This is a genomic window from Melioribacteraceae bacterium, from assembly GCA_030584085.1.
Taxonomy (GTDB): domain Bacteria; phylum Bacteroidota; class Ignavibacteria; order Ignavibacteriales; family Melioribacteraceae; genus SURF-28.
The window spans coordinates 2,216,080-2,229,466 of sequence record CP129490.1 but is presented as its reverse complement, the minus strand read 5'-3'; the positions used below and the strand labels follow the sequence as shown (position 1 = coordinate 2,229,466).

Below are 13,387 nucleotides of genomic sequence, written 5' to 3'. Positions count from 1 at the left end.
TTAATTTTCAGTGATGCTTACATTAAAAAAGGTCGCATTCAAGTATAATGATGATCCTGATGGGTTTACACTTAATGATATCTATTTAGTAGTTAATCCAGGTGAGTTTGTTACCATATTAGGTCCTAATGGATCAGGTAAATCAACTCTACTAAATCTTATCCTCGGTATTAGCACTCCAAATTCAGGAGAGATTCTCTTTGAGGGAAAAAATTATAAAACTTTTTCCCGGAAAGAATTAGCAAAGAGAATCTCTTTTGTCCCGCAAAAATATTATTCCGTTTACCCTTTTTCCATTTTTGAAATTGTTGCGATGGGAAGAACTCCTTATCTTAATTTTTTGGGATTCGAAAAGGATGATGATATCAAAAAAATAAATAATGTTTTGGATTTGGTTGGTATCAGTCATTTAAAAAATAAAAGCATTAACTCCGTTTCAGGTGGTGAAGCTCAAAGAGCATTTATTGCGCGTGCATTAGTTCAAGAACCGGACTTAATTTTGCTTGATGAACCAAATGCGCATTTGGATTTGGAACATCAAATTTCAATATTTGATTTGTTGAAATCGTTAAACAACGAGAAGAAATTGACGATAATTATGGTTTCACACGATTTAAATTTATCAGGCTGCTACAGCCACAGAATGATTTTCATGAAAGACGGAAAAATCTATCTTGATGATATTAAACATAAAGTGTTAACTGAAGAAAATATTTCTGCTGTTTTTAATGTTAATGCAAAAATTTATAACTATGGTAACAACATCAATGTAGCTATATTTCCCAATAATTAACCAATATTCATTATGAGATAGCAAATCTAATATGTCAAAATTAATTACAGCATTGTTTCTTCTATTTACTAATCTCATTCTCCAAATTCTGTTTAAATACTCCATCTACGACATTCCACTATCGGATATAAATTTTTCGTACCTTGGAAATATTTTTAATCTACTCTTATCGTTTCTTATAATTCTTGGTGCAGTGCTTTTACATGTAGTTGGCAATGGATATGATAATAAGGTATTCAGAACAATTATTTTTGTTTCAATTCTTGCAATAGTATCCTACGGAATTGGTTATGCGATATCCACATTTGAGTTTGAACCCTTAAACACGTATTTATTTGAAGTTCCTGCCCGCAAGTTTTATTTAGCTGTCATTTTTATTATTAATTTATTTACTCACTACTATTTGCTGGCTTACATTTGGGGAATATTAATAGGAAGACAAAGTAGCGGATCTGTAAGAGCATTTAGCGGAGCTATATTGGCAATTACTCTAACACTCGGGTTTAGCTATTATTTCATTACCTCGCAAAGTTATAAATTAAAACAAATTCAATCAGCTCAAAGCTATGATATTGCAGTAGTCTTAGGTGCAGCAGTATGGAGCAATAATAAACCAAGCACAATTTTCGAAGGCAGAATTAAAAAAGTTCACAAACTCAGTCAAGTTGGCAAAGTTAGAACAGTTCAATTCACAGGTGGAAATGCACCGGGTGAAATATCCGAAGCGAAAGCTGGAGCGGATTATTACAAGGATTTAGGTTCTAGCTCAAGTCGTGTACTAATCGAAGAAGAAACTTCTACAACCATTCAACAAGTAGAATTTACAAGAAATAATTTTTTTAGAAATACACAGCCGCTAAAAGTGGTACTTATTTCGGATGATTTTCACTTACCTCGCGCAATCGAAATGGCTCATTTCTTTAATATAAAAGTTGAAGGTATCGCATCCGATTACAATCTAAATCTAGAAAAATTATTATATTACAGGTTCCGAGAAAGTATCGCTTTGGTACTTTTTTGGCTTTTCGGAATTTAATGGAATAAAGGAATAAACGAGGGAGTTATAATGGAAATTTTTGAAATGATGGAAAATAATGACCACGAACAAGTGGTTTATTGTTCGAATAAGGAATCAGGTTTAAGAGCTATTATTGCAATTCATGATACGACTTTGGGACCGTCTTTAGGCGGTACTAGAATGTGGAGCTATTCAACATCCGACCAAGCATTAAAAGATGTCTTACGATTATCAAGAGGTATGACTTACAAGGCAGCGGCTGCAGGTTTAAATTTAGGCGGCGGAAAAGCTGTAATCATAGGTGATTCAAGAACACAAAAAAATGAATTGTTATTTAGGACTTTCGGAAAGTTTGTTGATGGTCTGGCGGGAAGATACATCACTGCCGAAGATGTCGGTACCGATGTTCGCGATATGGAATATGTAAGAATGGAAACCAAGTATGTAACCGGTATATCTAAGGCATTAGGCGGTTCAGGAGATCCATCACCCGTAACTGCTTATGGCGTTTATGTTGGAATGAAAGCTTGCGCAAAACAAAAGTGGGGGAACGATTCTCTCCGCGGAAGAAAAATCGCTGTGCAGGGCGCAGGTCAAGTTGCTCGTTATTTATGTGAGCATCTATATAGCGAAGGTGCTGAATTAATAATCACCGATATAGTTGAGGATAAAGTAAAACGAATTCTTGAAACAGTAAAAGCACATGTTGTTAAACCGGAAGAAATTTATGACACTGATGCTGAGATCTTTGCCCCTACCGCTCTTGGTGGAATCCTAAATGATGAAACGATTGCAAAATTAAAATGTGAGATTATTGCTGGTGGAGCTAATAATCAGCTTGAAGACGAAAATAAACACGGTCAAATGCTTTTGGATAAAGGCATTTTATATGCCCCCGATTATGTAATAAATGCCGGAGGTTTAATCAACGTATCTAATGAATTAGAAGGCTACCGACAAGATAGAGCAATGAAACAAGCTGAAGCGATCTATGATATCGTTAAAAAAGTATTATTGCTTTCAAAAGAACACAATGTCCCGACGCATGTTGCATCTAATAAGCTTGCAGAAGAAAGACTGCAAAATATTGGTGGAATTAGGAAAATCTATTCCGGGTATTCAAATTTTTCCGGTAGATTAGGCGAATTAACAACAAAGTAAATACTTTATGGTTGTCTCTGTCAATTTGAGACAACCTTTTATTTTTTATTTTGATAAAATAGGTAGCGCACTCTATATTTTTTTTCATCGTTCTATTAAGTTTTGATATATGACATATATGCCTGCAAAGAAAACAATTAGAAGAGTTTTAAGAGAAAAAAGTCTGCAAGTTTTGTATGCGTACGAAATGAGCGGTGATGGTTTGCAAAACCTTCTTGACGGTATTCTCATTGATATTACAACAAAATCTGATAAAGAATTTTCGACAAAACTTGTTAATGCTGTTATTGCAAACCGGAAAGAACTTGACGCGCAAATTTCGGAGAGAGTGAATAACTGGGAAATGGATCGCATCGCTCTAATAGACAGAATTTTATTGAGAATAGGAATTGCTGAAATATTTTATTTCCCGGATATTCCACCAAAAGTTTCAATCAATGAGGTAATTGAGATTGCGAAGGATTATAGTACATCAAACAGCGGTAAATTTATTAACGGAATACTTGACGCAATTTTAACTGATCTAAAACAAAGTGGTAAACTTAATAAAGTCGGAAGAGGATTGATTGACCAAACAATCACAAAAAACACCTGAAAGCAAATTTAAGATTTTTATTTGGACCCTCTTCGATCTCGCCAATACATCGTACTCAATTGTAGTTGTTACCTTTTTATTTGCCGTTTACTTCAAAGAAACAGTCGCAGCCGGTCAGCCGATAGGTGATCTTTATTGGAGTATCGGTACATCAGCCTCAATGATTATTGTCGCGTTTATTTCTCCTATTCTTGGTGCAATTGCTGATTATTCCGCAGGTAAAAAACGGTTTTTACTTTTCTTTACTCTACTCTGTATTCTTTCAACTTCCTTGCTCTATTTTGTGGGAGAAGGGGATATTTTTTGGGCGGTTCTTCTATTCATTCTAGCTAATATCGGTTTTGAAGCGGGACTTGTCTTTTACGATGCATTTCTTCCGGAAATTACAACTCCTAAAAATTATGGAAGAGTTAGCGGATACGGATTTGCGATGGGTTATATCGGTTCATTAGCCTCACTTGCTCTTGCCTTCCCGTTCATCCAAAATGAAATGATCAGAGAAACCTTCCCGATATCTGCATTATTCTTTTTCCTTTTTGCTATCCCGCTATTTATATTTTTAAAAGATTCTCGGAAAGATGTAATTCATACAGAATCATTTGCAAGTATTGGATTTAAAAGAGTTTGGAATACTCTAAGTCATCTTAAGAATTATAAAAACTTAGCCACTTTTTTAATCGCATACTTTTTTTATATAGAAGGTGTTAACACGATTATATTTTTCTCGGGTAATTACGCAAGTACAACTCTTAATTTTTCCATGATGGAGTTGATCACATTCTTTTTAATAGTGCAAACAACCGCAATACTCGGATCGGTAACATTCGGAATACTTGCTGATTCAGTCGGACAGAAAAAATCTATTGTATTGTCTCTCATAATTTGGATATTTACAATCTTATTAGCATTCATGACGAGTTCACCGGATGCTTACTTAGTTAGATATTTCACAGCATATTTTAATTCCGATGTTGTCACCGTTCAAAAGGACGCGTTTTATGTTATTGGTTTGTTAGCCGGAAGCGTAATGGGCGCAACACAATCTACGAGCAGAAGTTTAATGTCAAAATTAACTCCACCTGATCGTAAAACCGAATTTTTTGGTTTCTATTCTTTCTTTGGAAAAAGTTCTGCAATTCTTGGTCCACTTGTATTCGGAATAATTAGCTTCACAACCGGAAGTCAACGTGCGGCAATTCTATCAATAGGTGCATTTTTTGTTGTAGGATTATGGATACTTTCTATGGTGAAAGATCCAAGAAATGAGTCATCGGTTATTTAGCCAGCAGTAATTTTCTTACCAAAAAGTAAATGACTATTATTGAAATCGACATCCAAAACAGTGCAATAAATGTTGAAGGAATAGTGGTCAACGATTCCAACAAATTTGAATCGGTTTTATAAGTACTTCCCGAAAGCAAATCTTCCTTCATATCGATTAATACATAGAACACACTAACTAATCCAATCGCTTGCAGTAAGATTTGATTAGCGATTGCATTAAAATATCTCGGTGAGATAATTAATATAATAGCTGCTAACATTGCTGTAATTTGGCTTACTGTCCCAATTAAAAAATTTGCAGTGAATATCAGAAGCAAAATTGCCAATCCGGTTGTAAACCATATAGAAAGTTTTTTATCAAATGATGAATAAAAAAGTAAAGTGCCGATCGCAATACTTCCTAAATAACCTGATGAAGCAATTAGAATTATGTTTCCGCCTTCTGTAGTTGTAATACCGCCAAGATATTCGGTTACTTCAATAGAAATAATTTTACCGCCTGTAAAAACGGCAACAATTCCGTGACTCATTTCATGAAGCAAAACGACAAAAATTTTAATGGGAAATAGAACGAAGGTATTCCAAGCAAAGAAACTAATTAAAAGAATTCCGAATATGATGGAAAGGTGGAGTATTTTCTGATTTTTCTTAGTCATAAAAGTTTAATGAGTACAAAACAAGTTTACAAATTTATATTGAATTAATCTTTCCGGCTAATTAATTTTGAATATAGGCGGATGTAACTCAGTTGGTAGAGTGTCAGCTTCCCAAGCTGAATGTCGCGGGTTCGATCCCCGTCATCCGCTCAGCATAATATTCATCAAATAAGTAAGAATTTATTTGAAAAATTAACATAAGAGTGGTATAATTGAAGTCTGATTTTTGATTTACTGGAAGTGAAAAAGGGGGCATAGCTCAGCTGGTTTAGAGCGTCTGCCTTACAAGCAGAAGGTCCTTGGTTCGAATCCATGTGCCCCCACAAAACCCGTCAATAGACGGGTTTGTTATTTTAAACACACCTGTTGAACTTATACAATTCCAACCATTAAAAGCCAAAGTAGTATTTTGAAAAGAAAATTTTATATTTGCTAATTGCTCAGCGGAGTTCTATGCGTAAAAAGATAAAGAAAATAATTGTTGCGGTGTTTGGATTCACTATCTTATTGATTGGAATTGTGGTAATATTTTTACCAGGTCCTGCAATAATTATTATCCCGGTCGGACTCGCGGTGCTTGCAACAGAATTTGTTTGGGCTGAAAAATTGCTCGCAAAATTTAAAGAGAAAGCAAATAATTTGTGGAGTAGAAGGAAATAAAAAAGGCGAACAAATGTCCGCCTCTTGTGTACCTCCCTTTAATCTCAGCTTAGAAAGCTGAAATAAACCCTACACCAATTTGACCAAATTCATATTCAATATCATAACTAAATTCACAGAATAATCTAATATTTCTTCTTACTACCCAGCCAATGTGACCAGTAGCTTTTGAAAGATTATATCCGGGCAAGTCGGATTCTTGCCAATTGTATAAAGCTGATGCATACCATTTACTTTTATCACCTTCCGGCGTATAAATTAATTCTCCGAATATTCCTTTAGTCTTAATATCTTCATTAAAGGAGTAAAGAGTTTTGGACAAAGGATGTGAATCATTTCTTAAGAGATACTGCGCATTTAATTCAACAAGATCTTCATAGCTGAGAGTTAGATCAGCACCGGCATACCAAACTTCATTTGTAAAATAATCGCCGCCTTGCTCTAAATCTTCCTTTCCATAATAACCAAAACCACCAATTCGTAAAAAATCGCTCACATCTTGCGAGATTCTTCCGGCAAAGTTTTTATGTTTGTCGTAATCAAAATTTTTCAATGCATCGGCATCACCGATTCCTGTTCCGTTTAATACTTCGACTATTATGTCTGTACCAGTATCAAAACCGTATGTTAACATTATTCCACGATCGTATGCTAGATTTATACGCGACGCGCCGATACTAGTTTTGTAAATATCATAATCGGCAAAAGTTAATCTAAGTTCTCTTTTGAAAAGTGGATCGGAAACTTGAAACTGACCGACATATAAATCAAGTTCGGAACCGAATAAATTATTAAACATAATGAAGGCATCTTCTATTCCCGCAACATGTCCGCGTTCACTGAAGAAAAAATAAAAGTAATAAGCTATATCGGGTGCAATTTCTCCGCCTGATAATAATTTTAGATTATATGGTGCATTAAAATCTGCCTTATCAGAATTATTATTGTTATAGGTAACTAAACCTTCTAATCTTACAGCAAGAGGGAAGTCTCGAATAAGTGATAGTTCATCATCACCTGTATCAACATAATAACGCGGATTTTGTTGATCCGAAAGTTTAAATCCGTTACCGGCAAATTCATCTCCGTAAGCTTTTAGTCTTGGTGCGGGTGCATGACACGTAGTACAACTCATATTATATTTCCGAGCAAAAGCCGGAATTGCTAAAATTGTATCGGAAAATAATACCAATAATATAGATACAATAAATATGTTTACAACAATTCTTTTCATTTTAATTCCTCCATTAATAGAAGACTGTAAATTCTGTGCTGTGTTCACCGACTTTTATTATTTCCATTTCATCTTCAGGTACTTCTAAAAATTCACCAACTGAAGAAACAAGCTTCTGATAGTTAATTGTAGCTTTTACCTTTACTTTACCTTCTGCTATTTCATAGGGCAGTCTGAAAGTGAAAGTTTCCGTCTGAGTTTCTCTTGGTCCAATTCGATAATCTACACCAAGCGATTTAGTATTCCACTGCTGAATTGTCATTCTACCTTGAGGATCGAAATAAGGCATCCTAAAAATTCGATCTCCAACCGGAACGGCATCTCGCTGGACTCCTTTAAAATTTGGATCATCCAGAGCAATGCCCATATCTTGATAAGCTAAAACATCGGCAGCGATTGTATATTCCTCGCCATCAAATCCTTTCTTGTCTACCGGTAGATGATAAACATTCCCTTCTGAATCAGTAGCTTCAACATGCAGCCAAACGATTCTATCTTCAACTGAACCGGTCGGAAATTTATGCCCGGTCTTTTGATTGAAAAGAGCTACAGTGAACTTTACAACTTCACCCGGTTCAACTTCACGGATATCGGGATTAATTCTTACTTCAATTGTTCCTTTTACTTTACCTTCATCATGAGCACCATGGAATAGATGAAGTTTTGTATCTTCATAAGTTAATCCCATTGAAGCACTTTTAAATTTAGTTTTTGTCATATGACAATCTTGGCATTGAACACCTTCTTTGAAATAAGGACCTTCTTTCCATTCAAGGTGAGTTGATTTTACCCAAGCATCATAAGGACTTTTTTCGTTGTGGCAAATACCGCAAAAGTCTCCTGATTTATGAAATTCGGATCGGACAATTTGATGAGCAGGTGAATCAATATCTCCTTTACGAGAACTATATTTTGTTTTTCCGGGAGACATGATGTAATTAAAATTATAGGGAATATCTCCCTCAAAACCAGTAATTGTATGACAAACATCGCATGATACAGATTCATTAGCTCGGGAGTTTTCGTGGGGGAAGGGTGGAGGTGTATCACCGGCAATATAAGCTATCGGTGTGTGGCAACCATTGCAACCGTCTTTCACTTCTGCTACCATCTCATCTCTTTCGGCATGAGGAACGGCGAGTTTGAAGTATTCAATTTCATCCCAATGATGTGTGTATGCTTGCGACATCATCGCTTGCTGCCATTGTTGGTAAAATTCTGTATGGCATGAAGAACCACAATATTGTGGAGTTTCAAAATCATCGTATGTAAAATCACCAGGTTGAGTCGCTCTTTGGGGATAGATAGAAAGTGAGAGGATGAAAAAGAAGATAGAGGTTAATATCTTTTTTAGCATTATTATCTCCCTATTATGTTTTAATTAGTATTAACTTATAGAATTAATAAAAGATAATCAAATCCAGTGTTCTATTTTTATTTTGGAATAATAAAGCAATTTCACGGTTTTTTACATTTGTATTACGGCTAGTTCTTTATAAATTAGCAATTCAATTTTCAGGTAAAATCAAACACACATTATGAATTTTATTCGAATTTTTATTTTTCTTATCTCTATTATTATCACATCTGCACAGACCGGGGTGTTCAAATCCTATCATCTAAATGGAAAGAAAAGTGCTGAGATTTCATATTCCGATGGAATATACGACGGAACATCTTATTGGTTTTATGAAAATGGGAATTTGAAAGAGACTAAGACTTTTAGCAATGGAAAGCTTAATGGTTGGTATCGTGCATATTATGAATCCGGTTTGCTTAAAGAAGAAAAATACATTAAAGAGGGAGTTACCGACGGAATTCATAAACTATATTTTGGAAATGGCGCGCTTAAATCAGTACTTAGTTATGAAAATGGAATTCTAGTTAAGCGAATAGATTTCGAGTATGATCCATATTACCAAGCTCCAATCGAAGATTATCGAGCCGGGAATCAACAACAGATTGTTCAGAAAAAATCTGATGAATTTTTATGTGATGTTAAAATATGTCCGGCACCTTTGGGTGGAATGGAATCAATTTACGAAAAACTGATTTATCCACCGGATGCAATAGCCTATGGTTTAGAAGGTGAGGTGAGACTTCTAGCGACTATCACTAAAGATGGTAATGTAAGTGAAACAAAAGTTTTACGCGGAATTGGTTTAGGATGTGACGAAGCTGCTGAGAATGCGGTTAAGAAGACTAGATTTTTACCCGGACAAAATGAAAGCGGTCCAACCACATCTAATCTGACTTTAACAATTAAATTTAAGCTGGTAGATGGCGAACCGATTGTTAAAACAAAACCAACTCCAACCTATGCTACAGAAAGAATTTCTGAACCGGAAATTGGACCGAATGTAAGTCCGGCAGCTACAAAAATTTCAGAAGAACCTAAAACTGAGATTGTTGAAAAAGATGTAACTTCAAAAGTTGATCCGACTCCACAATCAGCCACTTTAAAATCTTCATCAAGAAATAGTTTTGAATGTACGGACGTTGATGTTTGTGCTAAACCAAAAGGAGGAATTTCTTCAATTCTTAATAATTTTAGAATTCCAAAACGTGTAAGGGATAATAATATCAAGGGTGAAGTTGTTGTCCTCTGTGTTGTCGATGATAAAGGTAAAGTTAGAAAAACAACAGTACTGCAAGACCTTCCCGAAGGTGCCAGCATTGCGGTTGAAGTAGCTATACTTGATACAAAGTTTGAACCTGGGATTAAAAATGGCAAACCGGTACGATCATCAGTAACTGTAACCGTACCGGTCGATTATTAATTCTTTCTTAAACTTTTTATTGATTCGTCTCAATTTCAAAAATCGGCCAAATATCAACCGGTAAATCAGTTAATTTTGATTTTAATTTTTGCATTGTTGGTGAATCAACAGCATAATCTGCTAATATTTTTTTTGCCCCGTCATAATCACCGGTTGCTTGTATCATTAAGACTTTAGTCCCAAGCGCTTGAAGAACGCCATAGACTTTTTCAAAGTTTACCTTTACAGTGTTTGTTGATTCGTTGTATTCGTAAGCCCCATGTTCCAATAAGTAATTGAAAATAATCGCATTTGCACCGCCGTGCGCTGCATCTACACCGAATCTTACAGATCTGAATATCCCGGCTAAAAATGTTGACCAAAGTTGATTCTCGAATTCTTTTGGATAAACTCCTTTCTCAATCATTAAGATATTGTTGTACATTCCAAGAATATCCGCTTTGCATTCTTCCAATTTTGAATAAGTTTCCTTCAATTCAATTTTTACTTCGGTATCTCTTCCATCAACTTTTATGAAACCGGGACCAACACCGTGTGACATTTCATGCATTAATGTATGATTAAAAAATCCGTCGAAAGTAACATATTGCAATTGTTCCGGATCCATTACTTTCTCGGCGATCGGATAGAGAAGTTTATCGAATTTTGCTTCATGAATATTTTTGAGCATTACTTTTTTCGAACCTTTAGCCTTTCTTACGCGTTCATCATTTGGTAAATTGAATGCTAAAGTTTGAACTCCGGCTTTTGTATCACCACCGCTGAAAACTTCTTGGGCGACAACGATTGGAGAATCAGAACCGCGATCAAAATTTTTATGTTCATTTGGAATCGGAAGATTGTCTTCCATTTCTTTTAAGTAATTAGCGAAGATCTTAAGCTTTTCAGTTTCTGCCGGATCGACTATTGTCAAGAAGCATTCAAACGCAGCTTTATAATTAAATAGTTCATCTTCATAAACTTCGTAAGGACCAATTATTACTTCTATCGCATGATCTTTTAAATCCATCCAAGCCATATCGCTTTCGTAATAATCATTAGTTCCAAAAGCAGCTGCTCGTTTTGTTAAATAATTTTTTAGAGTTTCATTATCCGCGTATTCTGCAGCTTCAAGTAAAAGTTTTGATGCTTGTTCTAATTTAGTTTTATAAAACTCAGAATAGGGGACTGCAACCAGACCGTTTCCGTTTCTTCTAATTACCGTAAACTCAGAACGAAAAGCTTTTTCATCATTTGGATTATCTTTTATCCATTGCTCAAATTCTTCCTTGGTGATATCTTCCGGATAATAATTTGCTCCGTCCGGTTTTGTGTGACCTTCAATAAATGGTTTGTTTTCGTCAAGTCTGTCAAATGGTCCGAAGTTAATTGTAAAATATTGTAATCTAAGTTTATCTAGCTCATCGGAAGATGTTTCTAGTTTCTTTTTTATTTCATGATTTTTTGAATAGACTTGTTCCAAGAAAAGATCATCCATTATTTTTGCAGCTTCGTATAATTTTTGTAAAACTATTTTCTGTCGTTCATCTAAAAGTGACTCATCATAATTGACATTTGTCACAGCATATTGAGCAATTTTATTTTCCAACATAACTTTTTCTTCCTCTTGTTTATTACTGCATCCGGTAAATATGATGATCATTATGAAAAGAGTTATAAGATAACGCATCCTCAACCTCGTTTTTGTTATGATTTATTTCTACAAAATAACGAAAATCTATCAAAAAATTGTTAGCAACTGGTACGAACAGTATTGTTCACAAAAATATACAATTAATAGAGATTTGCACAAATAAATGCATAATTCGTATAAAAATGCTCGTTTTACAATTGGCACTTTTATTGGACTTAGAATGATAAACGCAACCAAAGGAGGATAAAATGAAAAAGTTAATCTTAATATACGCCTTAGTGATTGCCGGTATTTTTAGTACCGAGACAAAAGCCAATTACGGTGAAGTTAACTTTAATTTCTTTTACCATAATCTAAATTCGTACGGTGAATGGATTGAAGTTGATTATGATGTAATCGTATGGAGACCTTACAATATAAGCAGAAGTTGGTCACCGTATTCTGTCGGAAATTGGGAATATACAAGATACGGTTGGTATTGGAATTCATATGAACCATTCGGCTGGGCAACTTATCACTACGGAAGATGGTACTATGATGATTTTTACGGTTGGGTTTGGGTACCCGGTTATGAATGGGGTCCATCTTGGGTTGAATGGAGATACAGTGATAATTATATAGGTTGGTCACCTTTACCTCCATATGCCGAATTTCGATTAAGAGTTGGGATTTATTTTTCGATAAATTATAGAACCAGCTATCATCATTGGAATTTTGTTACATATAATAGATTCTGTCACAGAAATGTTCATTCATACTTTGTGGGACCGTCATATAAAAACAGAATATTTAACAATACCAAGTATAGAACTAATTACTATGCGGATAGAGGTAGAATTATAAACGGTGGTATAGATCGTAATTATATTGAAAGAAGATCAGGTTCGCGCGTTGTTGAAAGAGAAATTCGTAATACTACCGATTTACGTGATTATACCGGATCAAGAGGAAATGTTAATAATGATAGAGTAATTGCTTATCAACCGGATCAGCGTGAATTACAAAAATTTAGAGATGCGGACGTTAAAGGAATAAAAAGAGCAGAGGGTAAAAGCAGTCTAAAACGTGAAGCTATAACTTTTAGAAATGAAGAACCGAAAACTCGAGAAGTATTAAGAAGAGAACAATCGGATGAACGAGAGATTACAAGAAATGCTGAGAAGAGAAACGAACAAGTTAGCATAACCGAAAGATCTCAGAAACCGGTTGTAAAAGAAAATAGAACTGCTCCGGAAGTAAAAAGAACAAATCCGGTTCAACAAAGAACAATAGATAGAACTGAGAATAAGAGTAAACCGGAGGTTAGATTACAAGAAACTAGAAGAATTGATAAACCGTCTCAACCTGTAAAAAGAAATGAAACTAGAATTAATTCACCACAAGTTAATTCAAGTAAGAAAAGTACTTCAATTAATAGGAGTGGAAATACGGATCGGTCTAGTAAGGTATCTAAACCGGTAAGCAGCAAAAGGGAAGAGAGCAAATCTTCGCCAAGAAATACTCCGACCAAAAAGAAAAGAAATTAAATTTCCTTCCTCTCCTTAATTGAATAGTAGTTGTAAGCCGGGCAGAA

At 35.0% G+C, this 13,387-nt stretch carries 12 protein-coding genes and 2 tRNA genes; 10 read left to right on the top strand and 4 right to left on the bottom strand.

What is annotated here, in order from left to right; genetic code table 11:
- The first annotated feature begins 13 nt into the window (after positions 1-13).
- The 5 genes from QY331_10150 to QY331_10130 all read left to right on the top strand — a co-directional run bounded on the left by QY331_10150 (position 14) and on the right by QY331_10130 (position 4,849).
- Positions 14-793, top strand: coding sequence for an ABC transporter ATP-binding protein (locus QY331_10150; protein WKZ68313.1), 780 nt, complete (start codon positions 14-16; stop codon positions 791-793).
- Positions 794-824: 31 nt separating this feature from the next.
- Complete coding sequence (locus QY331_10145; GenBank protein ID WKZ68312.1) at positions 825-1,829, top strand: YdcF family protein; 1,005 nt, start codon at positions 825-827, stop codon at positions 1,827-1,829.
- A 30-nt stretch (positions 1,830-1,859) separates the two neighbouring features.
- A complete protein-coding gene (locus QY331_10140; GenBank protein WKZ68311.1) occupies positions 1,860-2,972 on the top strand; it encodes a Glu/Leu/Phe/Val dehydrogenase in 1,113 nt (370 codons plus the stop codon).
- A 118-nt stretch (positions 2,973-3,090) separates the two neighbouring features.
- Positions 3,091-3,567 (top strand): transcription antitermination factor NusB, encoded by a 477-nt coding sequence (nusB, locus tag QY331_10135; protein ID WKZ68310.1) that lies wholly within the window; start codon positions 3,091-3,093, stop codon positions 3,565-3,567.
- Entirely contained in the window at positions 3,539-4,849 is a 1,311-nt protein-coding gene (locus tag QY331_10130) for an MFS transporter (GenBank protein WKZ68309.1), read from the top strand. Before nusB ends, QY331_10130 begins: the two co-directional genes overlap by 29 nt.
- Here QY331_10130 and QY331_10125 read toward each other — a convergent pair.
- Positions 4,842-5,507 (bottom strand): M50 family metallopeptidase, encoded by a 666-nt coding sequence (locus tag QY331_10125; protein WKZ68308.1) that lies wholly within the window; start codon positions 5,505-5,507, stop codon positions 4,842-4,844. The genes QY331_10130 and QY331_10125 overlap by 8 nt on opposite strands.
- Before the next feature lie 77 nt (positions 5,508-5,584).
- On the opposite strand from QY331_10125, the gene QY331_10120 reads away from it, so the two are divergent.
- From QY331_10120 to QY331_10110, 3 genes are all read left to right on the top strand, one after another.
- A tRNA-Gly gene (locus QY331_10120) sits at positions 5,585-5,657 on the top strand.
- A gap of 98 nt (positions 5,658-5,755) precedes the next feature.
- Positions 5,756-5,830, top strand: a tRNA-Val gene (locus QY331_10115).
- Positions 5,831-5,960: 130 nt separating this feature from the next.
- Positions 5,961-6,167, top strand: coding sequence for a PGPGW domain-containing protein (locus QY331_10110; protein ID WKZ68307.1), 207 nt, complete (start codon positions 5,961-5,963; stop codon positions 6,165-6,167).
- 49 nt (positions 6,168-6,216) lie between these two features.
- Here QY331_10110 and QY331_10105 read toward each other — a convergent pair whose 3' ends face one another.
- The gene (locus QY331_10105) at positions 6,217-7,401 is read right to left on the bottom strand and encodes a hypothetical protein (protein ID WKZ68306.1); all 1,185 of its coding nucleotides are present in this window, start codon (positions 7,399-7,401) and stop codon (positions 6,217-6,219) included.
- A gap of 13 nt (positions 7,402-7,414) precedes the next feature.
- Positions 7,415-8,758, bottom strand: coding sequence for a multiheme c-type cytochrome (locus QY331_10100; GenBank protein WKZ68305.1), 1,344 nt, complete (start codon positions 8,756-8,758; stop codon positions 7,415-7,417).
- Between the two features lie 244 nt (positions 8,759-9,002).
- Between QY331_10100 and QY331_10095 the strand changes: the two genes are divergently transcribed.
- On the top strand, positions 9,003-10,181 hold the full coding sequence (locus QY331_10095) for a TonB family protein (protein ID WKZ68304.1): 1,179 nt from the start codon (positions 9,003-9,005) through the stop codon (positions 10,179-10,181).
- 16 nt (positions 10,182-10,197) lie between these two features.
- Here the strand turns inward: QY331_10095 and QY331_10090 are convergent, their stop codons facing one another.
- On the bottom strand, positions 10,198-11,850 hold the full coding sequence (locus tag QY331_10090) for a peptidase (protein ID WKZ68303.1): 1,653 nt from the start codon (positions 11,848-11,850) through the stop codon (positions 10,198-10,200).
- Between the two features lie 212 nt (positions 11,851-12,062).
- Here QY331_10090 and QY331_10085 point away from each other — a divergent pair, with 212 nt between their 5' ends.
- Positions 12,063-13,340, top strand: a complete 1,278-nt coding sequence (locus tag QY331_10085; protein WKZ68302.1) for a hypothetical protein — start codon at positions 12,063-12,065, stop codon at positions 13,338-13,340.
- The last annotated feature ends 47 nt before the right edge of the window (positions 13,341-13,387 follow it).

Excerpts from the sequence above, each read along its gene's own strand:
- QY331_10150 (WKZ68313.1), top strand. The coding sequence starts at position 14 with ATGCTTACATTAAAAAAGGTCGCATTCAAGTATAATGATGATCCTGAT.
- QY331_10145 (WKZ68312.1), top strand. The coding sequence starts at position 825 with ATGTCAAAATTAATTACAGCATTGTTTCTTCTATTTACTAATCTCATT.
- QY331_10140 (WKZ68311.1), top strand. The coding sequence starts at position 1,860 with ATGGAAATTTTTGAAATGATGGAAAATAATGACCACGAACAAGTGGTT.
- nusB (WKZ68310.1), top strand. The coding sequence starts at position 3,091 with ATGCCTGCAAAGAAAACAATTAGAAGAGTTTTAAGAGAAAAAAGTCTG.
- QY331_10125 (WKZ68308.1), bottom strand. The coding sequence starts at position 5,507 with ATGACTAAGAAAAATCAGAAAATACTCCACCTTTCCATCATATTCGGA.
- QY331_10110 (WKZ68307.1), top strand. The coding sequence starts at position 5,961 with ATGCGTAAAAAGATAAAGAAAATAATTGTTGCGGTGTTTGGATTCACT.
- QY331_10105 (WKZ68306.1), bottom strand. The coding sequence starts at position 7,401 with ATGAAAAGAATTGTTGTAAACATATTTATTGTATCTATATTATTGGTA.
- QY331_10100 (WKZ68305.1), bottom strand. The coding sequence starts at position 8,758 with ATGCTAAAAAAGATATTAACCTCTATCTTCTTTTTCATCCTCTCACTT.
- QY331_10090 (WKZ68303.1), bottom strand. The coding sequence starts at position 11,850 with ATGCGTTATCTTATAACTCTTTTCATAATGATCATCATATTTACCGGA.
- QY331_10085 (WKZ68302.1), top strand. The coding sequence starts at position 12,063 with ATGAAAAAGTTAATCTTAATATACGCCTTAGTGATTGCCGGTATTTTT.